22 protein-coding genes and 1 tRNA gene are annotated in these 23,606 nt (G+C 69.2%); 6 read left to right on the top strand and 17 right to left on the bottom strand.

Translation table 11 applies throughout. From position 1 onward, the window contains the following. Nucleotides 1-13: 13 nt before the first annotated feature. The 3 genes from OHT21_RS14905 to OHT21_RS14915 form a co-directional block, all read right to left on the bottom strand. Nucleotides 14-1,885 carry a tetratricopeptide repeat protein gene (locus tag OHT21_RS14905; RefSeq protein WP_328768779.1) on the bottom strand — a complete coding sequence of 624 codons (1,872 nt, stop codon included), beginning with the start codon at nucleotides 1,883-1,885 and terminating at the stop codon, nucleotides 14-16. 229 nt (nucleotides 1,886-2,114) lie between these two features. Continuing rightward, nucleotides 2,115-2,188 (bottom strand) — tRNA-Met (locus OHT21_RS14910). Between the two features lie 65 nt (nucleotides 2,189-2,253). Next, complete coding sequence (locus OHT21_RS14915; protein ID WP_328774085.1) at nucleotides 2,254-5,184, bottom strand: UPF0182 family membrane protein; 2,931 nt, start codon at nucleotides 5,182-5,184, stop codon at nucleotides 2,254-2,256. 135 nt (nucleotides 5,185-5,319) lie between these two features. On the opposite strand from OHT21_RS14915, the gene OHT21_RS14920 reads away from it, so the two are divergent. Then, nucleotides 5,320-5,877: a PPA1309 family protein gene (locus OHT21_RS14920; RefSeq protein ID WP_328768780.1), complete on the top strand. Its 558-nt coding sequence runs from the start codon at nucleotides 5,320-5,322 to the stop codon at nucleotides 5,875-5,877. Nucleotides 5,878-5,914: 37 nt separating this feature from the next. On the opposite strand, the gene OHT21_RS14925 is transcribed toward OHT21_RS14920, so the two are convergent. The 4 genes from OHT21_RS14925 to OHT21_RS14940 all read right to left on the bottom strand — a co-directional run bounded on the left by OHT21_RS14925 (nucleotide 5,915) and on the right by OHT21_RS14940 (nucleotide 9,114). Then, nucleotides 5,915-7,009: a YlbL family protein gene (locus OHT21_RS14925; RefSeq protein WP_328768781.1), complete on the bottom strand. Its 1,095-nt coding sequence runs from the start codon at nucleotides 7,007-7,009 to the stop codon at nucleotides 5,915-5,917. A gap of 106 nt (nucleotides 7,010-7,115) precedes the next feature. Continuing rightward, the gene (locus OHT21_RS14930; protein ID WP_328768782.1) at nucleotides 7,116-7,325 is read right to left on the bottom strand and encodes a hypothetical protein; all 210 of its coding nucleotides are present in this window, start codon (nucleotides 7,323-7,325) and stop codon (nucleotides 7,116-7,118) included. A gap of 136 nt (nucleotides 7,326-7,461) precedes the next feature. Then, complete coding sequence (locus OHT21_RS14935) at nucleotides 7,462-7,923, bottom strand: molybdenum cofactor biosynthesis protein MoaE (protein ID WP_165341104.1); 462 nt, start codon at nucleotides 7,921-7,923, stop codon at nucleotides 7,462-7,464. A 78-nt stretch (nucleotides 7,924-8,001) separates the two neighbouring features. After that, a complete protein-coding gene (locus OHT21_RS14940) occupies nucleotides 8,002-9,114 on the bottom strand; it encodes an SDR family oxidoreductase (protein WP_165341103.1) in 1,113 nt (370 codons plus the stop codon). 192 nt (nucleotides 9,115-9,306) lie between these two features. Here OHT21_RS14940 and OHT21_RS14945 point away from each other — a divergent pair, with 192 nt between their 5' ends. Both OHT21_RS14945 and OHT21_RS14950 read left to right on the top strand, forming a co-directional pair. Next, the gene (locus OHT21_RS14945) at nucleotides 9,307-10,758 is read left to right on the top strand and encodes a zinc-dependent metalloprotease (protein ID WP_328768783.1); all 1,452 of its coding nucleotides are present in this window, start codon (nucleotides 9,307-9,309) and stop codon (nucleotides 10,756-10,758) included. Next, nucleotides 10,755-11,276, top strand: a complete 522-nt coding sequence (locus OHT21_RS14950; protein WP_328768784.1) for an NUDIX hydrolase — start codon at nucleotides 10,755-10,757, stop codon at nucleotides 11,274-11,276. The genes OHT21_RS14945 and OHT21_RS14950 overlap by 4 nt, the downstream gene beginning before the upstream one ends. Before the next feature lie 56 nt (nucleotides 11,277-11,332). On the opposite strand, the gene OHT21_RS14955 is transcribed toward OHT21_RS14950, so the two are convergent. The 4 genes from OHT21_RS14955 to OHT21_RS14970 form a co-directional block, all read right to left on the bottom strand. Next, a complete protein-coding gene (locus tag OHT21_RS14955) occupies nucleotides 11,333-12,088 on the bottom strand; it encodes an AIM24 family protein (RefSeq protein ID WP_328768785.1) in 756 nt (251 codons plus the stop codon). A 16-nt stretch (nucleotides 12,089-12,104) separates the two neighbouring features. Beyond that, on the bottom strand, nucleotides 12,105-12,785 hold the full coding sequence (locus tag OHT21_RS14960; protein WP_328768787.1) for an AIM24 family protein: 681 nt from the start codon (nucleotides 12,783-12,785) through the stop codon (nucleotides 12,105-12,107). Between the two features lie 13 nt (nucleotides 12,786-12,798). After that, on the bottom strand, nucleotides 12,799-14,526 hold the full coding sequence (locus OHT21_RS14965) for a TerD family protein (protein ID WP_328768788.1): 1,728 nt from the start codon (nucleotides 14,524-14,526) through the stop codon (nucleotides 12,799-12,801). Nucleotides 14,527-14,667: 141 nt separating this feature from the next. Beyond that, on the bottom strand, nucleotides 14,668-15,261 hold the full coding sequence (locus tag OHT21_RS14970) for a M48 metallopeptidase family protein (RefSeq protein ID WP_328768789.1): 594 nt from the start codon (nucleotides 15,259-15,261) through the stop codon (nucleotides 14,668-14,670). 237 nt (nucleotides 15,262-15,498) lie between these two features. Here OHT21_RS14970 and OHT21_RS14975 point away from each other — a divergent pair, with 237 nt between their 5' ends. Continuing rightward, nucleotides 15,499-16,692 carry a TOMM precursor leader peptide-binding protein gene (locus OHT21_RS14975; protein ID WP_328774086.1) on the top strand — a complete coding sequence of 398 codons (1,194 nt, stop codon included), beginning with the start codon at nucleotides 15,499-15,501 and terminating at the stop codon, nucleotides 16,690-16,692. Beyond that, nucleotides 16,685-18,079: an ABC1 kinase family protein gene (locus tag OHT21_RS14980; protein ID WP_328768790.1), complete on the top strand. Its 1,395-nt coding sequence runs from the start codon at nucleotides 16,685-16,687 to the stop codon at nucleotides 18,077-18,079. The genes OHT21_RS14975 and OHT21_RS14980 overlap by 8 nt, the downstream gene beginning before the upstream one ends. 218 nt (nucleotides 18,080-18,297) lie before the next feature. Here the strand turns inward: OHT21_RS14980 and OHT21_RS14985 are convergent, their stop codons facing one another. The 4 genes from OHT21_RS14985 to OHT21_RS15000 form a co-directional block, all read right to left on the bottom strand. After that, on the bottom strand, nucleotides 18,298-18,621 hold the full coding sequence (locus OHT21_RS14985; protein WP_328768792.1) for a hypothetical protein: 324 nt from the start codon (nucleotides 18,619-18,621) through the stop codon (nucleotides 18,298-18,300). Continuing rightward, entirely contained in the window at nucleotides 18,618-18,986 is a 369-nt protein-coding gene (locus OHT21_RS14990) for a WhiB family transcriptional regulator (protein ID WP_328768793.1), read from the bottom strand. Before OHT21_RS14990 ends, OHT21_RS14985 begins: the two co-directional genes overlap by 4 nt. A gap of 175 nt (nucleotides 18,987-19,161) precedes the next feature. Then, the gene (locus tag OHT21_RS14995) at nucleotides 19,162-19,476 is read right to left on the bottom strand and encodes a hypothetical protein (protein WP_328768794.1); all 315 of its coding nucleotides are present in this window, start codon (nucleotides 19,474-19,476) and stop codon (nucleotides 19,162-19,164) included. A 164-nt stretch (nucleotides 19,477-19,640) separates the two neighbouring features. After that, the gene (locus OHT21_RS15000) at nucleotides 19,641-21,836 is read right to left on the bottom strand and encodes an ATP-dependent DNA helicase UvrD2 (RefSeq protein WP_328768795.1); all 2,196 of its coding nucleotides are present in this window, start codon (nucleotides 21,834-21,836) and stop codon (nucleotides 19,641-19,643) included. Between the two features lie 184 nt (nucleotides 21,837-22,020). Here OHT21_RS15000 and OHT21_RS15005 point away from each other — a divergent pair, with 184 nt between their 5' ends. Continuing rightward, complete coding sequence (locus tag OHT21_RS15005; protein WP_328768796.1) at nucleotides 22,021-22,278, top strand: mycoredoxin; 258 nt, start codon at nucleotides 22,021-22,023, stop codon at nucleotides 22,276-22,278. A gap of 12 nt (nucleotides 22,279-22,290) precedes the next feature. Here OHT21_RS15005 and nudC read toward each other — a convergent pair whose 3' ends face one another. Continuing rightward, nucleotides 22,291-23,238, bottom strand: a complete 948-nt coding sequence (nudC, locus tag OHT21_RS15010) for an NAD(+) diphosphatase (protein ID WP_328768797.1) — start codon at nucleotides 23,236-23,238, stop codon at nucleotides 22,291-22,293. 106 nt (nucleotides 23,239-23,344) lie between these two features. Beyond that, nucleotides 23,345-23,602 (bottom strand): hypothetical protein, encoded by a 258-nt coding sequence (locus OHT21_RS15015; RefSeq protein ID WP_328768798.1) that lies wholly within the window; start codon nucleotides 23,600-23,602, stop codon nucleotides 23,345-23,347. Between the last annotated feature and the right edge of the window lie 4 nt (nucleotides 23,603-23,606).

The raw sequence follows: 23,606 nt of genomic DNA on the forward strand, positions 1-23,606 counted from the left end.
CTCCTGCGGAGCCCTACGCGGACAGCTCCTCCTTCAAGGCGTCCCGCAGTCGAGCCGCCCGCTCAGACACCTCGTCAGGCCCCAGGGCCACCGCCCGATCAGCCCACCGCTGCCCCTCCGCAAGCTCACCCCGACGCGCATAGACGAGGGCAAGCCGCAAAGCCGCCCGCCCATGCCCCGCGTCAGCGGCCCGAGTCCACCACAGCGCAGCCTCCGGCTCACTCCCCTCCCGGGCAAGCAACAGCCCAAGATTGAACGCCCCGTTCCGAGACCCGGCCTCGGCCGCCTCCCGATACCACCGAGCCGCCTCAACCACGTCCCCACGTGCGGACGCCAGCATCCCGACCCGTACCTGGGCCCGCCGGTGCCCCTGCGAGGCAGCCCGCTCGTACCACTCCTCGCACTCACTCTTCTCGGTCGCCGGCTCCCCCAGCTCATGCGCGGACGCGGGCGGGCGCCGGGCGTCGAGCACGGCAGCCAGCCGGTACGCCGCCTCCGCGCTCCCTCCGCCGGCAGCGCAACGCAGATGCCGCTCGGCCTCCTGCTCGTCGCCGTCCCGCAACCGCGCGATCCCGACCTGGAGCGCGGCCACGGTGTGCCCGGCGGCCGCGGCCCGCTCGTACCACTTGAGGGCCGCGGCGTCCTCGCCCCGACCGGCGTGCAGGATCCCGAGGTTGAACGCGGCGTCGACGCTGCCGGCCTCCGCGGCCTTGGAGAACCAGGGCTCGGCCCCGGCCGCGTCGCCGACCTGAAGCAGCAGGATCGCCAGCGCATTGGCCGCCTCACGGTGCCCCGCGTACGCCGCACGCCGGTACCACTGCTCGGCCTGCCCGGTTCGCCCCTGCTCGACGCAGAGCAGCGCGAGGTTGTACGCGCCGTTCACATCGCCCGCGTCCATCGCGGCGCGGTACCAGCGCTCGGCGGTCTGCGTCTCGCCACGCTCGGCGTGCAGCGCGCCCAGGGCGTTGGCGGCGTTCCCGTCGCCGTCCTGGGCGGCTCGCAGCCACCACACAGCGGCGCTGTCGGTGTCGCCCGCGTCCCGCAGCAGGAACCCGAGCGCGCAAGCGGCGCGCGCCTCACCGTCCTTGGCGGACGTCAGGTACCAGCGTCCGGCCTCCTTCAGCTTCCCGCGCTTCTCCAGGATGACGCCGAGGTGCAGCGCGGCCCTGCGGTGCCCGCGCGCGGCGGCCTGCCGGTACCACTGCTCAGCCTCGGCCATCACGGACAGCCCGGCACCCTTGTCAGCCTTGTCAGCTGGATCGCCGGGCTTGTCGGGCTTGTCGGTGCCGCTCTGCTTCGTGGACTGCGCGGGCACCGCGGGTCCGCCGGCGGCAGCCCGCCGGTCCAGAGCGCGGGCAAGCCGGTACGCCGCCTCGCGGTGGCCCCGCTCGGCGGCGGCCCGCATCCATGCCTCGGAGGCACCGTCACCGCGGTGCTCGAGGAGATCGGCGAGCGCGTACGCGCCGAGGACGTGGCCCTGCTCGGCGGACTGGCGCAGCCAGTACTCGGCGGCGGGCTCGTCCCCGCGCTCGCGGTGGTGGCGGCCGAGTGCGTGCGCGGCGGCGGCCGATCCGGCGACTGCGGCGATCCGCCACCAGCCGGCGGCCTCGTCGGCGTATCCGCGCTGGTGCAGGAGGACACCCAGGTTGTTGGCGGCGGCACGGTCACCGGCGGCGGTGGCAGCACGCAGCTGAGGCTCGGCTCCGTCGAGATCGCCGCGGCGCAGCAGCAGGCTTCCGAGGACGCTCATCGCTTCGACGTCGCCGGCTTCGGCGGCGAGCCGATGACGTGCCTCCTCCGCAGCCTCCCCGGTCTCGTCCCGGTCGGAGGGCTGCACAATACGCCCTGTCTCCAACAGAGTTGCCTTGTCCCCCATAACGTCCATCGTCGCACCACCTGCAACCTGGGTACACCTGGTATACCGCAGCCAGTGAGGTCACTTCAGCGTTTTGTCGACATGCCCACAGAGAGACAAGTCAAACACAGATTTCTCAAGTCTCCCCGCATGGAGCGCCCTTTGTCGGGGCAGTCCTGGTCGAATGGGCGAACACACACACGACCCACACATGGCGAAGGGCCCGAATCCCTTGAGGATTCGGGCCCTTCGTCTTCAGTAGCGGGGACAGGATTTGAACCTGCGACCTCTGGGTTATGAGCCCAGCGAGCTACCGAGCTGCTCCACCCCGCGCCGTTGTTCGGCAACCGTATCACGGCGCGGGACGGGCCTTTCGCTCAGTCAGTTGCGGCCGCCGGTCAGCCGCTTCCGCCGCTCCCTTCGGTGTTGCCGTCGCCGTTGTCCGCGCCCTCACCACCGGTGTTGTCGGGCTGGGCCCGAGCCTCCGCGGCCCTTTGCAGCGCTTCCTCGAGGTCCTGCTGCGCCCGGCCGTACGCCTCCCAGTCGCCCTTCTTCAGGGCTTCCTGGCTGGCCTCGTATGCCTTCTGGGCGTCGGCGACCGCCTCTTGGACGGTCTGATCACCCGTCGCCGGTGGTGGCTCGGTGGTGTCCTCGCCCTCGTCCGGTGGCGGCTGCGGGGTCGTGTCCTGTACCCCGAAGACCTTGTCCAGCGCTTGGGCGAGGGTGTCTTCGAAGGCGGTGGTGCCTCCGTACGACACCGCGACCTTCTTCAGCAGCGGGTACTCGGCGCTGCTGCCTTGCACATAGATCGGTTCGACGTACAGGAATCCGGCGTCCATGGGCACCGCGAGCAGATTGCCGAAGATCATGTTCGACTTCGACGTCTCCGCGTTCCGTGTGAACTCCTGGACCGCTGGGATCGAACTCAACTTGCTCTGCCATTGGACCGGTCCGTCCACCTCGGACTCGCCGGTGACTCTGAGCAGCCGCATCGTGCCGTACCCGTCGCTGCTCGCATCGGCGTCCACCGCCATGTACGCGGCCAGGTTCGGCCGTCCGCTCGGGGTGAAGGTGGTGGTCAGCGAGAACCGTTGCTGGTCGTCGCCGGGCATCTTCAGCGACAGGTAGTACGGCGGTACGGCGACGCTGTCCTGTCGGTTCGTCGGGTCGTTCGGCACCTGCCACACGTCACTCGCGTTGTAGAACTGGTTGGCGTTGGTGACGTGGTAGATGCCCAGTTGCTCGCGCTGCACCTTGAACAGGTCCTGCGGGTAGCGCAGATGCTCCTTCAGCTCCGCCGGGATGTCGGCCTTCGCCTTCACCGTGTCCGGGAACGCCTTCTTCCACGTCTTCAGGACCGGGTCCTTGTCGTCCCACGTGTAGAGGTTGACCGTGCCGTCGTACGCGTCGACGGTCGCCTTCACCGAGTTGCGGATGTAGTTGACCTGGTTCTGCTGGGCGACCACCGCGCGCTGGCTGTCCTCGTTGGTCAGTGCGTCCGTGGTGGTGTCGCCGAGTGTGGTGCGCGATGCGTACGGATAGCCGTTCGTGGTCGTGTACGCGTCGACAACCCACACGACCCGCTTGCCGATGACGGTCGGGTAGGCGTCGCCGTCGATGGTCAGCCAGGGCGCGACCGCCTCGACGCGCTCCTTGGGCGTGCGGTCGTAGAGGATCTTCGAGCCCTCTCCGATGGCACCGGAGTACAGCATCTGAGGCTCGCTGAACCGTGCCGCATACGCTGCACGGTTCAGCGGGTTCGACAGGTCGATGCCGCCACTGCCCTTGTACTGGTACGTCTTCTGGCCGCCCGCCTCCTCGTAGTCGAGTTCCTTCTGGGGCCCGCCCACGATCGAGTACTGGGTGGTCTTCTCGCCGAAGTAAATGCGCTGCTCGTAGCCCTTGTTGAAGGTGCCGGTGGTGGGCAGGCCCTGCTCGGTGAAGTCCGGGGAGCCTTCGGACCCCTCCTGGATCGCTGTGCCCTTGGCCGCGATCGCGCCGTACCCGTGCGTGTAGATGAAGTGCTGGTTGATCCAGTTCTTCTTGTCCACGCGGTTGAGGTTCAGCTCACGCAGACCGATGATCGTGTCCTGGCCGTTGTACCGGTCGACGTCCAGCGTCTTCGGGAACTGGTAGTACTTCCGCTCCTGTTCCAGTTGCTGGAACGTCGGCGAGACCACGTTCGGGTCGTTCAGCCGGTAGCTCGCGACCGAATCGGCCTGATCGCGATGCTGCTTGGCGTCGCCGCCATCGCCTGTGCCCGAGACCTCGTCGATCTTCACGCCGTCAATGCCGTACGCCTTGCGTGTTGCCTCGATGTTCTTCTCGATGTACGAGGTCTCCTTGGCCTGCTCGTTCGGCTTGACCTGGAACTGCTGCACGATCGCCGGGTACAGCCCGCCGATCAGCACCGCCGAGAGAACCAGAAGACCGAAGCCGATCAGCGGCAGCTGCCAGGTGCGCCGCCACAGCGTGGCGAAGAACAGGAGCGCGCAGATCACGGCGATGCAGAACAGGATGGTCTTGGCCGGCAGGTATGCGTTGGCGTCGACGTACCTGAGGCCCGTCCAGTTGTCCGTGGCCTTGAAGTCGCTCGATTTCACGGCGAGCCCGTACCGGTCGAGCCAGTACGCGACCGCCTTCAGGGCGACGAACAGGCCGAGCAGCACGGAGAGATGACCGGTGGCCGCGGCCGTGGCACGCGCGCCGGGGCTGGTGACCCTGAGGCCGCCGTACAGGTAGTGGGTCAGCGCTGCGGCGATCACACCGAGGATCGTGGCGGCGAAGCCGAAGCCCAGCAGGAAGCGGTACCAGGGCAGGTCGAAGGCGTAGAAGGAGACGTCGAGGTGGAACTGGGGGTCCTTCTGGTTGAAGGGCACTCCGTTCACCCACATCAGCCACGTACGCCACTGGCCTGACGCGGAGGCGCCCGCGATCAGCCCGACTAGGGCGGTGATCCCGAGCAGGATCCACTTCTTGTACGGGGCCACGCCCATGCGGTAGCGGTCCAGGCTCTGCTGCTCCATCGACATGGCGCTCAGCGGTGGCCTGAGCCGATGGGCCAGCCAGATGTTCACGCCGACCGCCAGGGCCATCAGCAGACCGAAGACGAAGAACAGTCCGATCTTGGTCCACAGGGTGGTCGTGAAGACTGAGGAGTACTTGACCGACCGATACCAGAGCCAGTCCGTCCAGAACCCCGCGAACATGACGAACGCCATGGCCAGCACGGCCAGTACGCCCAGTGTCATGAGCAGCGTCCGGACGCGCCGGGACGGTCGGCCCACTCTGATCCGTGGCCCCGTCGGGCCTCCGCCGCGGTCCGGCATCTGGAAAGCCAAGGTGTGCACCTCGAAGTTCGGTCTTGGTCTTCGGGCCCTGCGAACACAGGGCCACATCTATGCAACTTACTGATGCTTTACTCGGTTCCCGGTTCGGGGTGCGAACGAGGCAGGATTGTGACCATGTCCAACACCGCCTCTACAGGCACCCCCATGGCGGCCGGCCCGCTGACCCGTGCCGTCCTCGAAATCGACGAGTACGTCTCCGGGCTCGGCTGGGACCAGCCCGCACGGCTCTTCGCGCTGGTCGACACCGCTCAGCTGCGCTCCGAGGAACCAGGTCTCGCGACGCGTCTCGGTCTCCCCGATGACGCACCCGACGGCGCTCTTACCCCCATCGAACAGGAGGAACTCCCCGCGGGCAGCCCGTTGGACGAGTTTCTCGGCACCATCGCATGGCCGGACGCGGTGGCCGGCTGCGCGCTGTCCGTGGAGCGGCTGATGCTGCCGCCGTCCGCGGAGGCGTCCGTTCCGGAAGGTCTCGACGAGAAGCATCTGGCGAAGTGGGTCGCCGAGCATCCTGAGCGCCAGGAGGTCCGGATGACCGTCGGGGTGCTGCGCGGCGGGAAGCGGGAGTCGGCACTGCGGCTGCGCGAGAAGGACTCGGCGACCGAGGTCCTCACCGGCTCCGACCTGGTGCCGGGGCTGGCGGAGGCGCTGGCAGCGACGTTCGCCGAGTAGCTCTCGTAGATCTTGGCGTAGTACTGCATGAGCCGGCTCAGCTCTTCGTGCACTGGGGCAGGTTGTCGGTGTTGCCGCCGCGGATGTCCTTGAGGGCGTTCATCGCGTCGTCGAGGGTGTCGACCTTGACGAGGGTGAGCCCGTCGGGGATGTCCCGGGCGGCGGCCGCGCAGTTGTCCTTGGGCGTCAGGAAGTACTCGGCGCCCTGGGCGCGGGCGCCGACCGTCTTCATCTCGATGCCGCCGATGGGGCCGACCTTGCCGTCGTCGTCGATGGTGCCGGTGCCGGCCACGAACTTTCCGCCGGTGAGGTCGCCCGGGGTGAGCTTGTCGACGATGCCGAGGGCGAACATCAGGCCGGCGCTCGGGCCGCCGACGTCGGCGAGCTTGATGTCGATGGTGAACGGAAAGGTGTGGTCGGTCCCGGCAGCGATGCCGACGATCGCGCGCTCCTCGCCGTCGTCGTCCGACTTCGTCGTGGTGATGGTGATGTCCTCGGTCTTCGTCGCCGTCCGCTTTTCCTTCTCGGCGGCGGCCTGCTCCTTGGCGGGCACGACGGTGAAGACGACCTTCTCGCCCGGCTTGTGCTTGGTGACCAGCTTCGCCACCTCGTCGTACGCCTTGACCGGCGTACCGTCCACGGCCTTGATCACATCGCCCGCGTGCAGCTTGCCCTCGGCCGGGCTGTCCTTGAGCACGGAGGAGACGATGGTCCAGGACTTCACCGGGATGTTCCGCTCCTTGAGGGCGGCGACCTTGGCGCTCTCCTGAGACTGGCTGAACTCCTCGGCGTTCTCCTGCGTCGACTGCTCTTCCGTCTTGCCGTCCGGGTAGAGCGTGTCGTGCGGGACCACCTTGTTGTCGTGTGCCAGCCAGCCGTACACGGCCTCGACGAGGTTCATCTTGTAGTCGGCGCTCGTGACGCGGACCGTCGTCATGTTGAGGTTGCCGTCCGCCGGGTAGGTCTTGCGGCCGGAAATCTGGAGCACCGGCTCACCGTCGTGCTCGCCGAGCGTGTTCACCGTCGGACCGGGTGACATCTCCGAGTACGGCACATTGATGAAGACCCCTGCGCACAGGAGCGCGATCAGCATCAGGGTGGAGGCGAGCATCGTCGCGGTGCGGCGTGGCATGGAACGACAGTACGGGACCACCCTGTCAGTGCACCGTCGGGGCCGCCCGTACGGGACCTCAAGGGGGCCTGGGCGCAGACGTCCCAGGCGCCTTCGGTGCAGGTGGTCAGGCGTCTGTGGGCGACTTCTCCATGTGCTGCTCCTGGCCCGGCTGCTTCGCCAGGTGAGGCTTCTCCATGGCCTCGCGGAAGCGCATATAGCCCGCGAGTTCGGTGCCGTCTCCGATGGACCTGCGGTTACGACCGACCCAGGTGCCCCACAGTCCGGCACCGATCGCGGCCAAAAACGGAATCAGCAACCAGGCGAGCGCCGCCATGCCGACCTCCCAACCCCGTGAAGCAACCGCAACTGACTGATCAGCAGATTAACCATGCCCGTGTCCAACGCTCACGGCGGGGGTGCGGTTACGCAACCGGAACGCGCGCGTGCGCACGGGTCGGCAGGCACACCGGTCAGCAGGCACCCACCCATTCCTCCGTACCGTCCGAAAACTTCTGGTGCTTCCAGATGGGCACTTCGTGCTTAAGGTCGTCGATCAGCTTGCGGCAGGCCTCGAAGGCCTCGCCGCGATGGGGGCAGGACACGGCGACGACGACGGCAAGGTCCCCGACTCTGAGGTCCCCCACCCGGTGAACGGCCGCAAGCGCCCGCACCGGATACTCGGCGACCACCTTCTCGGCTATGCGCCGCATCTCCGCCTCGGCACTGGGATGGCAGGAGTACCCGAGCGCGTCGACGTCCGCTCCCCCGTCGTGGTTCCTGACGGTCCCGACGAACAGCGCGGTCCCACCGGAGGCGTCGTCCCCGACGGCTCGGAAGACCTCGTCCACGGAGAGGGCGGTCTCCCGGATCGCCAACAGCTTGACGGGATCCTGCGCCCCCTGCTCACCGGGGTGATCACTCATAGTCGCCATACGCCCATCGTGCACCACGCCACTGACAACGCGGAACGCAGTTCCTCCGGGCATACGGCCTTGGGACGTGTACGTGCGTCAGATGCGCCGTCGGGCCTTCCGCACCCGGCGGACCACAGCGGCCGTACCGAGCAGTGCGACCGTCGCGCCCGCGGCTCCGGCGGCGGTGGCGTCCTTGCGGCCGAGGCGGCGTCCGGCCACCGTGTGCCGCCCGGCGACCTCCTCCAGGAGTTCGGCGAGGACCTCCTCGTTGGTCCACTGCGGGCGCCATCCGGCGTCATGGAGCCGGCTCCCGCTGACCACCCAGGGGTACATCGTGTAGGCGAGGTCTCCGGCCGGCGAGGGTGTGAGCCCGATCCGGTGGAGCCGGGCGGCGGCGCCCAGGGCGACGGCCGAGGGCAGCTCCATCCGGCGGATCCCGCTGAGTTCCTCGACCTCCTCCTGCTCCAGCCAGCCGTCGCAGCCCACGGCCAGCTCCCCGTCGACCTTCTCCAGGACGGCGTACTCCAGGGCACTGCACAGGTCCTCGACGTGGCAGAACTGCCAGGCGGGCCGGGACCCGGCGACGACGAGCAGCCGGGGCGACTCGAAGTAGCGCGTGAGGGCGGTGTCGGTGCCTCCGACGAGCACGGCGGGCCGTACGACGGTGACGTTGAGCCCGGGATGCGCGCGGGGCGCCCGCTTCGCGAGCCGCTCGACCTCCAGGAGGTCGCCGACTCCTGTGGCCTCCGCGGTGGCGCGCAGTTCTGCGTCTTCGGAGAGGGGCAGTTCGTTGTCGGGCAGCGCTCCGTAGACCATCGCCGAGGTGCACAGCACCACCCGATGCACCCCGGCCGCCGCGGCGGCGGTGAGCACGGTCTGGGTGCCCCGCACGTTGTACGCGGTGCGCGCCGCCGGGTCGGTCTCCAGGTCGAGATCGAGCGCCAGATGGACCACGACGTCCGCGCCGCGCAGCTTTTCGGCGATCACCGGGTCGCGTACGTCAAGGATGTGCCACTGGGCGTCCGCGCACTCACCGCGCCGCTCGTCGATGGCGATGACCTGCTTGATCTCGTCGCTGGCGGCGAGCCGCTCGGTGAGCAGGGCGCCGATACCGTCGGCGGCACCGGTGACCGCGACTACGGGACCGCGTACGGTCGGACTGGTTGAGGGGTTTCGCGCTGCGCGAACCTGTGGATCTGGGGAACTCACCGGGCGTCTCCAGCGGTTGTCTTCAGTAAGAACGCGCGTGATGCGTACGTACCAGGTGGCATCCATCCTGCCGCAGCCCAGGAGTCGGCGAAGCATCGAGGCCCGAACCGGCCGCGGTGTCTACGCTGGGTGGTGTTGTCGGGCAACCGTGCCGTCGGAGAGAACCGGCGGCCTTACCAGCCGAGGAATCCCGTGAGTGACACCCCATTCGGATTCGGCCTTCCGCCGGAGGAGCCGGACGACGGCGACGAGGGCAAGAAGAAGGACCAGCAGAGCGGTGGTGGCCAGGGACCGGCCAACCCGTTCGGTTTCGGGTTCCCCGGAGCCGGCGGACCCGGCGCCGACAACCCGCTCGCCGCGATGTTCGGTTCCATGAACCCCAATGATCTGGGCGCCGCGTTCCAGCAGCTGGGCCAGATGCTCTCGTACGAGGGCGGCCCGGTGAACTGGGACATGGCCAAGCAGATCGCCCGTCAGACGGTGTCCCAGGGCGCCCCTGACGGCAGCAAGGACTCCAGTGTCGGCCCCGGCGAGCGCTCCGGAGTCGAGGAGGCCGTGCGCCTGGCCGACCTGTGGCTGGACGACGCGACGTCCCTGCCGTCCGGCGCCGGCTCCGCGGTGGCGTGGAGCCGCGCGGAGTGGGTCGAGGCGACCCTTCCGGTGTGGAAGGAGCTCGTCGACCCGGTCGCCGAGCGCGTCGGCGCGGCCATGGGCGATGTGCTTCCCGAGGAGATGCAGGCCATGGCGGGCCCGCTCATCGGGATGATGCGCTCCATGGGCGGCGCCATGTTCGGTACGCAGATCGGGCAGGCCGTCGGCGTGCTCGCGGGCGAGGTGTTCGGCTCGACCGACATCGGCCTGCCGCTCGGCCCGGCCGGCCGGGCCGCCCTGCTTCCGGTGAACATCGAGGCGTTCGGCAAGGACCTCGGCGTACCGAAGGAGGAGGTCCGGCTGTACCTCGCCCTGCGCGAGGCCGCCCACCAGCGTCTGTTCGCGCATGTGCCCTGGCTGCGCTCGCACCTGTTCGGGGCGGTCGAGGGCTACGCGCGCGGGATCAAGGTCGACACGGCCAAGCTGGAGGACGTGGTCGGCCAGCTCGACCCGTCCAACCCGGAGCAGCTTCAGGACGCGCTCCAGCAGGGCATGTTCCAGCCGGAGGACACGCCTGCGCAGAAGGCGGCGCTGGCCCGTCTGGAGACGGCGCTGGCGCTCGTCGAGGGCTGGGTGGACGCGGTCGTGCACGCGGCGGCGAAGCCGCGTCTGTCGTCCGCGGACGCGTTGCGTGAGACGCTGCGGCGCCGCCGTGCTTCGGGCGGTCCCGCCGAGCAGACCTTCGCCACGCTGATCGGTCTGGAGCTGCGCCCGCGCCGGTTGCGGGACGCCTCGCGGCTGTGGGCCTCGCTCACGGACGCGCGCGGTGTCGACGGCCGGGACGCCCTGTGGGCGCACCCGGACATGCTGCCGACCGCCTCCGACCTGGACGACCCGGACGGCTTCGTGCACCGCGAGCAAATGGACTTCTCCGAGCTGGACAAGATGCTCGGGGAGGCTGCGAGCGGTTCCGCCGAGAAGCCGAACCTCAAGAAGGGCGAGGACGAGCGCGGCGACAAGAAGGACGACGACAAGGGCGACGGCGCCGAGTGAGCCTCCATGACGACGCGGTCCTCGTACTGAAGGGCTACGAGGGCCAGGAAGAGCTGCGCCAGGCGTATCTTGATCATCTTGAGGCTCATCCGGACGGCATGTGGAAGGCCTGCGGGGCCGGGCACATCACGGCGAGTGCCCTGGTCATCGATCCGGAGCAGCGGCGTGTGCTGCTGACGCTGCACAAGAAGCTGCGCATGTGGCTGCAGATGGGCGGCCATTGCGAGCCCCAGGACGCGACTGTGGAGGCTGCGGCCCTGCGTGAGGCCGGGGAGGAGTCGGGCATCACTGGTCTGACGCTGCTCCCGGGCGGGCCCGTACGGCTCGACCGGCATCCGATCCCGCCGCCGTGCCACTGTCACTTCGACGTGCAGTACGCGGTGCTGGCGCCGGTCGCCGCGGTCCAGGAGATCAGCGACGAGTCGCTCGACCTGCGCTGGTTCGCGTACGACGAGGTGGCGAGCGTGGCGGACGACTCCGTGGTGCGATTGCTCGAGGCCACGCGGGCCAGGCTCTGAAACGGTAAGGGGCGGCCGCAATGGCGGCCGCCCCTTACAACTGCCTCCTGGGAGGCTCAACTCCAGACGTTGCCCTGGTTCTGCCCCCGGGCCCCCTGCTGGCCCACCCCGTACTGGGCGCCGAGGCCGGAGCCGATCGTCGCGTTCTGCGGCGGCAGCAGCTCGCTGGGCTGGACGAGTACGTAACCCTGGCCCATGAAGCTGAGCTCCCAGCCCTCACCGGTGTTGCCCCGACGCCGGAACACTCCGGAGGAGTGTGTCTGGGCCTGCATCTGTACACGCAGACTCGTCGACCAGGCGACGATGGCGTCGGCGTCGCAGTTGACGTACCGGTCAGGGGTGACCTGCATCATCAGCGGCATCCCGGAGGTCATCAGGGCGACCTTGCCCTGTCCGGAGATGTTGAGCTGGTACTTGCCGGAGCCGGAGATGCCGTACTGGCTGTCCACGGCGATCACTTCGTGGTGCAGCGAGGAGTCCATGGCCAGGACGTAACTGCTGTCCACGGTGAGGCCGTCGTGGTCGACGTCCACCACATGGATGTGCTGGGCGAGGTTGGCCAGGTAGACGGTGCCCTGTCCGTGACAGCGCATCAGGTCCAGGCCTTCTCCGGTGTTCGCGCGGGAGCGTCGCTGGCCGGCGCTCTGGTATTCGGCGTCGAACTCCACCAGACCTTGGTAGGCGACCATGGTGCCCTTGCGGGCGAGCACGTCGTCGTGACCCTCCAGGGCGACGCGCAGCATCTGCTTGTTCTGCAGGCTGTAGCGCTCCTGGGTCTGCTGCTCGTTGTAGGCGAAAAGCGGGCTCTGCATGATGTGTGGCTCCCCCTCAGCCCCGGACTCGGAGGCGGTCGGTGCTGTCCTCGCTGGGCTGGACGACGACGATGCCCTGTCCGGAGAAGGCCATCTGGAACGCCTCTCCGCTGCCCCGCCCGATCAGCGACCCCGCCTTGAAGGTTCGCTTGCCCTTCACCTTGAGGTTCGGGGACCAGGCGACGAGCGCGTCCGGGTCGACGTACGTCTCGTCCTCCCCGCCGCCGCAGTCGACGACGATGGGCTTGCCCCGGGAGGTCAGCGCGACCCAGCCCTGCCCGGAGATCTTGGTGTTCCACAGGCCCTGTCCGGCGAATTTCGCCAGTCCCTTGACGCGTTCGACACCCCACTGGAGGTGTGCGTCGAAGGCGAGCAGGTTGGTGGCGTTGACGGAGATTCCGTCGCCGTTGAGGTTGATGACGACGACGTCCGCTCCGTAGTCGGCCAGATAGAGCAGTCCGTCTCCGGAGCACTTCATCAGGGGTGCGCCCTCACCGGTGGCCCAGTCGCGTGCGATCTGGCGCACGGCCGGCGGATTGGGCTCGTACTGGACGAAGCCTTCGTAGGCGACCATCGACCCCACGCGCGCGAGGAGGTCGCTTCCGCTCTGCATGGCGACCTTGAGCATGTGGTTGCCGTGGTTCTCCATGCGTGCGGCAACGGGTGCCGGGGCGAAGCCCGCGAGCTGCTGGTTCATGTGACGGGCTCCCTCAGACCTCGTACGGCTGGACGACGATGAAATTGCCGGGCGCGCCGCGGAACTGCAGGTTCACGCTCTCCCCGCTGTCGCCCGGGTAGGCGTTGCGGCGCATCCGCACCTGGCTGGAGACGACCACCTGGGACGCAGCGGACCAGGCGACTACGGCGTTGCAGTCGGCGAACGTCGTCGGCGTGACCGGCAGCACCACGGGCGCCCCCTGAGTCTTGACGATGATCGTTCCGGTCCCCTGGAACTGCATCGTGAACAGCGCGCCTCCGGGGATGCCGTGTCCTTCGATGCGGCGGACCTCGTACTGGAGTGTCTCGTCGAACGCGAGAACGTTCTCCGCGGAGACGCAGATGGCGTCCCCTTGCAGCTCGATGGGGTGCAGCATGGCCGACTTCTCGGCGAGGAACACCTGGCCCTTGCCCGAACAGCGCATCAGCTGCATCTCCTGGCCGGTCGCGTTGCCCACGATCCGGCCGGAGAATCCCGCGCTCTTGTAGCTGAAGTCGACCTTGCCCTGGTAGAGCACCATGCTGCCCTGTCGGGCGAGCACGGGCTGGTCACCGCCCATGCCGAGGTCGACACGGACCATCTTCTTGTTCTGCTGGGTCCAGCGCTGGCCGGTGGGCGCCTCCTTGTACGGCTGAAGCGCCGCGGCGACACCGGCACCGCCCTGGGGAGCGCCCTGCGGCACCGCGTACCCGGCAGGCGCGCCCGGAGCACCCGGCGCACCGGGCTGTCCCGGGACCTGGCCGAACGGCGGCTGCTGGCCGTACCCCGGAGGCGGGGTCGGCTGACCGTAGCCGGGCGGCGGAGCCGGGGCCTGCGGTGCTTGAGGTGCTTGAGGTGCTTGAGGCTGTCCGTAGCCGGGCGGCAGAGGCGCGCTCGGGGCCGGCGGCTGCCCGTAAGGCGCGGGAGCGGGCGCCGGGGGCGGCGCCGGCTGCCCGTAAGGCGCGGGAGCGGCGCCGGGCGGGGTCATGGGCGCGGCGATGGTCGGCGCGGCGTGCACCGGCGGCGTGGGCTCCGGAGGTGCGGGGGCCTGCGGCGGGGGCGGCGCGAAGCCCTGGGCGGGCTGCGGCGCGGGAGCCGGGGCCGGCGTGGCAGGGCCCGACGGGGCGCCGAACGCGGGCGGCGCGGTGGCCTGGGCGGGCGGCGCGAAGGACGGTGCGGCGGCCTGCGGCTGCGGTGCGGCGGTCGGCTCCTCCTCGGCGACCTCGCCGCCGAAGTTCTTCAGCAGCGCGTCGAGTCCGCCGTCGAAGCCCTGCCCGACCGCCGCGAACCGCCATACGTCCTTGAGGTAGAAGTCGCCCAGCATCACAGCTCGTTCGGTGGAGAACTCGCCGCCGTCGAAGGAGTACCGGGCCACCTCCTCGCCGCCCGCGACGATTCGGAGATATCCGGGGGCGATCTGCGACAACTGCCCGGCGCCGTCGAGCGTCGCCGTGAACGACAGCCTCTGGATCTGCGGCGGGATCTTGTCGAGCGTGACACGGAAGGACTCCGTGTCCCCCGCCTGCGCTCCCAGGAGCTGAATGGACTCTTCAGGAGTCTTCGGCTGGTTGAAGAAGACGAAGTACCTGTCGTCCGAAAGCCGTTCATCGGCGTCCAGACCGAAGCAGCTGATGTCGAAGGTCAGTCCGGGGCCGGTGATCTGCACGCCTACGTACAGATCGGTGCCCGCGGTGAGGTCACTGATCTTGGCCTTGTGGCCGCGTTGGAATTCCCTGGCCATGCGTAACGACCGTCCCCCATCCCGATGCGAGTGCGTCGCGCGTCAGGCTAACGGCAAAATCCGGCCGCGGACGAAGCCGGTACAGACCCGGTACACAATCCGTGCTTCCGGCCCGTACCAGCACAGTCGCGGCGCCGGGCCCTACTCCTCGCGCGCGGCGGGCAGATGCGGCAGCCGGTCGGCGGCGACCACCCCTTCGAGATAGCCGCGGGCCCGCTCGGTACGCGGATAGGCCTCGAGGAGTTGCCAGAAGCCTGGCCCGTGGCCGGGCACCAGCAGATGCGCGAGCTCGTGGACGAGGACGTAATCGACGACGTACTCGGGCATGCCCTGCAAGCGGTGCGAAAGGCGGATGCTGCCCTCTGCCGGGGTGCAGGAGCCCCAGCGGGTGTTCTGGTTGGTGACCCAGCGGACCGAGGAGGGCCGGGCGAGGCCGTCGAAGTACAGGTCGGAGAGCCGGGCGGCACGCTCGGAGAGTTCGGTGTCGCCGAGCACCCGCTTGTTCTCCTGGGCGGCGAGCTTGTCGAGCATGACGCCCACCCAGCGCTGCTCCTCCGCCTCGGACATCCGGGCGGGGATCAGCACGACGGTACGATCGCCCTCGCGGTACGCGGAGACCGTTCTGCGTCGGCGAGTGCTCCGGCGGACCTCGATCGCGCTCGTCCCCGGGCCGCTCGGCGGCTCGCTCGTCGTGCTGCGCTGTGGTTTTCCGCGGTTCAGTGGGTCGGCGGACACGCCCCGACGGTACCCGTTGCGCATGCTGGAAGTCCCGCCTCCGGGACGGTTCGATGCCGATCCGCGCCCTGCGCGCCCGGTTTGCCCCTACTCCGTACGCCTGATTTGTACGACGAATACCCCCAGCCTGTGGATAACTTTCCGCACCCGGCAGCCGATGCGTGCATGCTGGCAACCAATCGACCGGCGGAGCAGGACGAGCACCACCGGCACAACGGGGACGTACGGGGGTCTGTCATGCATCCGATGGTGAAACCCGCGCTTCGGCGCGCCTGGCGCGATCTGAACACCGTGCAGTTCGGGATGGCACCGGCACACGCGATGGTGCTCGGCCCGATGGACACGGCGACGAGCAGCTTCCTGACCCTGCTCGACGGAACACGCGGACTTCCTCTCCTACGCGACGAAGGCAAGCGCATGGGTCTGCCCGACGGCCATGTCGACGGGCTCGTGGAGCAGCTGGCCCGGGCGGGACTGCTGGACGACGCGACGGGCGGCGGCCCGGACGCGGACGCCCTGCGCGAGAAGAAAGCGGCCTTGGACCGGCTGCGGGCCGACCTCGCCTCCCTGTCACTGGTCGCGCCCAGCCCGGGCGAGGGTATGCGCCGGCTGGCGGCCCGCAGTTCCCTACGCGTGCAGGTGTGGGGCGCGGGCCGGGTGGGTGTGACCCTGGCGTGCGCGCTGGCGGGCGCAGGCGTGGGCCATGTCGGCGTACGCGACGGCGGCTCTGTCGAGCCTTGGGACGTCGCACCGGGCGGTCTGCCCGTCGACTCCATCGGAGAGCGCAGGGAAGACGCGGCACGCAGGGCCGTACGCCGGGCGACTCCGAGCCGCCCACCGCGGCGCGGCTGCGCACAGTCACCGCCCGACGAACAGGAGCCGGGACTCTCCCTGGTGATCCTCGCGCCACGGGACGGCCTGGCCGTCCACGCCCCTGACCCGGCCATCGCCGAGCCGCTGATCGCATCTGGGACACCGCATCTGTACGCCGGGGTCGTGGAGGGCACAGGAGTCGTCGGCCCGCTGGTCCTGCCCGGCGACACGGCGTGCGCGGGCTGTCTGGACCGGGCCCGCACCGACCGCGACCCGAGCTGGCCGCGCCTGGTCGCACAGTGGCGCTCCGGGCAGACCCGTCAGGTACAGGCGTGCGATCTGACACTCTCGGCCACGGTCGCCGGGCTGGCCGCGGGACACGCACTCGCTTTTCTGGACGGGGAATTGCCGTCCAGCGCGGATGCTCGCTGGGAGGCGTCGGTGCCCGGTTTCGACTGGCAGACACGCCCCGTCTGGCCGCATCCGGCATGCCCCTGCGGGACTGCGGAGAAAGCTATGGGGGAGCAGACCTCGGAGGACGAGAGGCCGCACGAGACAATGGCCGGGCAACAGCCGCAAGCGGCTCGGCTGTCCGGTACTTGGAGGGCGCATGTCTGATCTTCCCCGGAAGGCGGTCACCCGGACCGCCAAGCTCGCCGCCCTACCGCTCGGCTTCGCCGGGCGGGCCACATGGGGCATCGGCAAACGGATCGGCGGGAAGTCGGCGGAGATCGTGGGCCGCGAGCTGCAACAGCGCACGGCGGAGCAGCTGTTCAAGGTGCTCGGCGAGCTCAAGGGCGGCGCGATGAAGTTCGGGCAGGCACTGTCCGTCTTCGAGTCGGCGCTGCCCGAGGAGGTCGCGGGTCCGTATCGCGCTGCACTCACAAAGCTCCAGGAGGCCGCGCCACCGATGCCGACCCGCACGGTGCACACCGTGCTCGAGGAACGGCTGGGAGAGAACTGGCGCGACCTGTTCGTGGAATTCGAGGACAAACCGTCCGCGGCGGCCTCCATCGGACAGGTGCACCGCGCGGTGTGGCACGACGGCCGTGAGGTCGCCGTCAAGGTGCAGTATCCGGGGGCGGGCGAAGCACTGCTCTCCGACCTGAACCAACTCAGCCGTTTCGCCAGGCTCCTGGGCCCGCTGATTCCGGGGATGGACGTCAAACCGCTCATCGCGGAGCTGCGCGACCGGGTGTCCGAGGAACTCGACTACGGCCTGGAGGCCCAGGCCCAGCGGGCGCACGCGGAGGAGTTCGCGGACGACCCGGACGTACTGGTGCCGGCCGTGGTCCACCAGTGCGAGCAGGTGCTGGTCACCGAGTGGATCGACGGGATCCCCCTGTCGGAGGTGATCACCGACGGTACGCAGGAGCAGCGGGACCGTGCAGGACAACTCCTCGCCCGCTTCCTCTTCTCCGGCCCGGCCCGCACTGGCCTGCTGCACGCCGACCCACACCCCGGCAACTTCCGCCTGTTGCCCGACGAGTCCGGCGACCCCGACGGCAAGGACGGTATGGACGGCTGGCGTCTGGGCGTACTGGACTTCGGCACGGTGGACCGCCTCCCCGGCGGCCTGCCGGCGACCATCGGCGACTCACTGCGGATGACCCTCGACGGCGAGGCCGAAACGGTCTACGAGCTGCTCTGCGAGGAGGGCTTCGTCAAGGAGTCGATAGAGCTCGATCCGGACGCCGTCCTGGACTACCTGCTCCCCATCATCGAGCCGGCCAGGGTCGACGAGTTCACCTTCACCCGAGGCTGGATGCGCAGCCAGGCCGCCCGAATCGGCGACCCCCGCTCCCCCGCGTACCAGCTCGGCAAGCAGCTCAACCTCCCTCCGGCGTATCTGCTGATACACCGTGTGACATTGAGCACTATCGGCGTGCTGTGCCAACTGGGCGCGACGGTACGGCTCCGAGAGGAACTCGAGGAGTGGCTGCCGGGCTTCGTGCCGGAGGACGCAGCAGCCCTGGAGGAGGGGGAGTCGGCGGCCGAGGCGTGAGGGTCGGACGTCGGGTGGGGGCTGTTGCGTGTAGGTGCGTGGGGCCGGGGATTGACGGGGGTGGGGAGGGGGCGGGGGGGGAGGGGCCCCCAGGGAAGCACAAAACATCGCGGGGGCCGGTCCGAACGGACCGGCCCCCGCGATCAGCGGTTGACCTCTACTGCCATTGCCGACGCCGAAGCCGTTGCGGCTGCTTCGGCTGTCGCGTCAACGCAGCCTTACTGCATGACCGCCATGGCCAGGGCGCGGCGAGCGCGCAGCGACGCGCGCTCGGCGCGGCGCTGCATCCGGCGGGCCGTCGCCAGGCGGATCGCCCGGCGCTCGGCCTCGGCCGTGCGCTGCCGCTCGTGCATATGCGCACGAGCCAGGGCTTCTTGGATGAGTTGCATCTCTCGGGTCCTGTTCTGACGCGAGTCGTTCGCGCCGGTGGTGGTGAAGTCTGGAATCGCGGAGCCGGCGGGCTCGCTGTTGGACGGCTTCATCGGGGCCTGATCCTTGGGGTCGTGCGTCAGGGGGCGATCGATCGTTCCTGTGGTGGTCATGCCGCGACCGGGTTCTTGCGCGGGCGGCCACGCGGCCGCTTCCGGGCGACAACGACACCCTGGACGAAGAGCTCGCCACCCCAGACGCCCCAGGGCTCACGCCGCTCCTTGGCGCCGGCGAGGCAGGCCTCGATCAGCGGGCAGGTGCGGCAGAGGGACTTGGCGTACTCGACATCTGCCGGAGACTCGGCGAAGAAGACCTCCGGGTCGTTGGAGCGGCAGGGGACGGGTACGCCGAGGTTCTCGATGGCGTCGTCGAGCGCGGTGAGCGCAGTGAGCGGAGTCAAGGTGGAGTCCTCCGTGGGGCCGGGCGGGGGGATCGTTTCGGAAGGCGGTACGGACGGGGCGTGCGCTTCGAGTTGCACGGTTCGTCTTCCTCGTCTGGTCGTGCCGGCCGGGTTGGCCGGTTGGCGGCTGGTACCGGGTTCTTTTCTTGTCCCGAGGCTCCTTCGCTCTGTCGTCCCTGGTCGGGGACAAACAGAAGGGCCGCGGATCCCGGGTGGGGTTCCGCGGCCCTGAAGGCGCCGGCCTGATCGCCGATCAGGCTGGATCACTCCAGGGTTCAGGCCCACGGAAGGCCCACATCGTGTGGTGCGTCTGCTTGGCGGCTCCGGCACCGGCGGCCGCAAAGGCATAGGCCTGCGCCTGCGCCTCTACTGCTTCCAGTGCCTTCATCGGTCGCTCATTGCCCTCACGGACGGGAAGACCCGCGAGAGACACGGCGGACGCCGACCGGACGGCAGGAATGCCGGACAGACCGGTGCCCAGGTTCGAGACGTCGAGCAGGCACGTGGAGGCGACCGAGCGATCGGTCATTTTGACGGTGCTGATGGAGCTGGTGCTGATGCTGATCACTGGATTCGCCTCCTCTCGGCGTCTCAGGGGACCGGGGTGAGCCGGTCCGACGGTTATTAAGTACAGCACGGAACCAGGGCCTTGGAGAAGGCCGCCGCTTCCGTGCTTAAGAACCTATGGGGATTCCTGGGGCATGCGCAAACTATTTTCTCGACGAGTTTGCGTCAGTCGTCATCGTCTTCCTCTTCATACTCTTGACCTGCGCAGATAGCCAGAACTTCGGTTCCGTAGCGGTTGAGCTTGCGGGCGCGGACCCCTGGGATGCGGGCAAGTTCAGCCGGAGTGGCCGGTACCGCTTCTGCGATGGCCATCAGTGTCTTGTCCGTGAAGACGCAGAAGTCCGGTTGGCCGCTGCGCTGCGCCTGGGCCGCTCGCCAGTCGCGCAGCCGCTCGTACAGTCCCTCGTCCATGTCGGAGGGGCAGTCGTCGCAGCGCATCAGTTTCATCTCACCGGCGTCGGTGAGGGTGCGACCGCAGACCCTGCAGCGGGCGGGCTGACGGGTCATCCGCCGCACTACGCCTTCTACGCCGCCGGCGACGCCGTGCACGATGCCACCGGAGCCGCCGGCGCCGCCGCGGGTCAGGGCGGCGGAGGAGCCGGGGCGCAGTCCGTCGAGGAAGTGGCTGGGGCGGCGGTTGGGGCGGCTTCCGGGCGAGCGGGACAGCGCCCAGGAGATGGAGAGGTGTTGTCTGGCACGCGTGACGCCGACGTAGAGAAGGCGGCGCTCCTCCTCGATCTGTTCTTCGGTCTTTGCGTACGAGATCGGCATCATGCCTTCGGCGACACCGACGAGAAGGACGACGTCCCACTCCAGGCCCTTGGCGGAGTGGAGGGAGGCGAGAGTGACTCCTTGGACGGTCGGGGCGTGCTGGGCGGCGGTCCGCTCGTCGAGTTCCGCGACGAGGTCGCCGAGTGTGGCGTTGGGCTTGGCGGCGGCGAAGTCCTGGGCGAGGTGGACCAGGGCGGCCAGTGACTCCCAGCGCTCGCGGACGGCGCCGGATCCTGCTGGCGGCTCGCTGGTCCAGCCCTCGCCCGACAGCACGGCTCGTACCTGCCCGGGCAGGTCCTCGGCGTCGTCCAGGAGGGCGTCATTGCTTCCGAAGCGGCCTGAGGCGCGCAGGCGGTGGATGGCTCTCTTCACTTCCGGGCGGTCGAAGAAGCGCTCGGCGCCGCGCAGTTGGTAGGGCACCCCGGCGTCGGCGAGGGCCTGTTCGTAGGTCTCTGACTGGGCGTTCGTGCGGAAGAGGATGGCGATCTCGCTCGCTGGGACTCCGGAGGCGATGAGGTCGCGGATGCGTCGGGCGGCGCCCTCGGCCTCGGTGGGCTCGTCGGTGTACTCGGTGTAGACCGGCTCGGGGCCCGGGTCGCGCTGGGAGATCAGCTCCAGTCGGTGTTCGGCGGCGCGGCCGCGGGCCTGGGCGAGCAGGCCGTTGGCGAGGTGGACGACCTGGGGCGAGGATCGGTAGTCGCGGACCAGCTTGACGACGGTGGCGCCGGGGTGGCGGGTGCGGAAGTCCAGGAGGTGGTCCGGGGTTGCACCGGTGAACGAGTAGATCGTCTGGCTGGCGTCGCCGACGACGCACAGGCTGTCGCGTTCGCCGAGCCACAGTTCCAGGAGGCGCTGTTGTAGAGGGCTGACATCCTGGTACTCGTCGACCACGAAGTGCTGGTACTGGGCGCGGACTTCGTTGGCGATGTCGTGCCTGTCCTGGAGGATGCCGACGGTCAGCAGGAGGACGTCTTCGAAGTCGATGACGCCGCGGTCGCGTTTGACGTCCTCGTAGGCGGCGTAGAGCTGGGCGATCTCACTGGGGCGGCGGGGGGTTTCCCGGCCGGTTTTGGCGGCCGTGGCCGCGTAGTCGGCGGGGATGGTCTGGGTGACCTTGGACCATTCGATCTCGGCTGTGAGATCGCGTAGTTCGCCCCGATCGAGGCGGACTCCGCAGGCGGCTGCGGCGTCGGCGACGAGCTGGATCTTCCGGTCGACGAGCCGTGGCAGGCTGCCGCCGACCGCCTTGGGCCAGAAGTACTGGAGTTGGCGTAGGGCGGCGGAGTGGAAGGTGCGTGCCTGCACTCCGGAGGCGCCGAGTTGGCGGAGCCGGCCGCGCATCTCGCCGGCGGCACGGTTGGTGAAGGTGACGGCCAGCACACTGGAGGGTTGGAGAATCCCGGCGCGCACTCCGTAGGCGATGCGGTGGGTGATCGCCCGGGTTTTGCCCGTGCCGGCTCCTGCCAGTACACACACCGGCCCGTGCAGGGCGGTGGCGACCTCGCGCTGCTCGGGGTCGAGGCCTTCGAGCACCGCGTCGGCAGAGTCCGGTGCCTGAGGGAAGAGGGTGGAGTGCGTTGCTGCTGTCACACGGCCATGCTGCCAGGTCGCCGATGACGGCTGTGCCGGTTGTCCACAGGCAGGCCTTGATAGTCGTACTAATGCGGCAGGCGTCACGTTGCGGGGCATACCCCGGGCGGGAATGGCGCTCCGGTCGCGTACGTTCCCTCTCTGAACGACCTGATCCCCGAGCCATCAGAGGAGCGCGCGAGACATGCAGGGCACTGTGACGATGTACAGCACGACGTGGTGTGGTTACTGCCAGCGGCTGAAGAAGCAGCTGGACCGTGAGGGCATCGCGTACACCGAGATCAACATCGAGCAGGACCCCGCGTCCGCGGCGTTCGTCGAGAAGGCGAACGGCGGAAACCAGACGGTCCCGACGGTCCAGGTGGTGCCCTCCAGCGGTGCCGCCGAGGTCGTGATGACCAATCCCAGCCTTGCCCAGGTGAAGCAGGCGCTCGGCGTCTGATTCCGGACAGGTCTAGAGGGCCGTGCCCGGTTTCGGCAGGGGCTTTCCGTACCAGAGCTCGATGAGGCGGGCCGCAATCGAGATGCCGTAGGGAGGGAGCACCTCCCCGGACTCGAAGGCGGCCCGTAGTTCTTCGCGGGAGAACCAGCGGGCTTCGTGGATCTCGTCGCCGTCCACGTCGATGTCCGCCGAGGTGGCACGGGCCATGAAGCCCAGCATGAGGCTGGAGGGGAAGGGCCAGGGCTGGCTGGCGATGTACTCGACCTCGCCGACGGTGACGCCGGCCTCTTCCAGGACCTCGCGGCGTACCGACTGCTCGATGGACTCGCCGGGCTCGACGAAGCCGGCGAGGGTGGAGAACCGTCCCTCGGGCCAGTGCACTTGGCGGCCGAGCAGGATGCGGTCGTCGTCGTCCGTGACGGCCATGATCACGGCCGGGTCGGTGCGCGGGTAGTGCTCGGCGCCACAGGCGGGGCAGCGGCGGATGTGGCCGGCTGCGGCGATCACGGTGCGTTCGCCGCAGCGGGAGCAGAAGCGGTGCAGGCGCTGCCAGTTCTCCAGGGCGACGGCGTGCACCATGAGTCCTGTGTCGCGGGGTGACAGGAGCAGGCCTGCCTCGCGCAGTCCGGCGGGGCGGGCGGACTGGTCCATGCGGCCGGGGAGCGTGTCCTTCTGGAGTGCGAAGTAGCTGACTCCATCGTCGTCGGTGCCCAGGAAGTAGCGGTGTGCCTCGGTGAGGGGGGCTTCGAAGGAGGGGGTCATGACGAGTTCGGTGGTGCCGTCCTCCGTCTCGTCGATGAGGACCTGGCCGCCGGAGACCACGAACGCGCGGGTTGTGGGGTGGCTCCATGCCGCGGCGAGCCAGGCCTCGTCGAGCCGGTGATGGGCGGCCCGGTCGATGCCGCTCGGGGCGGTGAGCGAGATGGGACGGTCGGCGGTGTGATCGGTCCAGGTGGTCACGGGTGCTTCCAACTCCCCCGGTGGAACGGGTATTTCAGCGGGACGTGCGGCAGGACTCGGCGGCGTTCGGCGGGCTCTTTCAGTGTGCATCGCGCCTGTTGTCCAGCTAGGCCGCTCCGCGGGGCATGGGGGCGGCGAGGACGTCCCGGAGGTCTGCGGCGGGGCCCGCGCCGCTCTCGCCGGTCGGGAAGCCGGTCGCCCGGAGCTTCGCGGCAAGCCTGTCGGCGCTGCGTCGTATGTCCGCCGTGCGCTCGTGCCGGGCCGGCACAGACGGGATGTGCAGCCACTCGGTGGGGTCGCCAAGTAGGGCGGCGCGGTGGTTCTCGATGTACGGGCGGACGGCGCTGTCCGAAATCTTGCTCATGTCG

The sequence above is a fragment of the Streptomyces sp. NBC_00286 genome (genome assembly GCF_036173125.1).
In the GTDB taxonomy this organism is placed as follows: Bacteria; Actinomycetota; Actinomycetes; order Streptomycetales; family Streptomycetaceae; genus Streptomyces.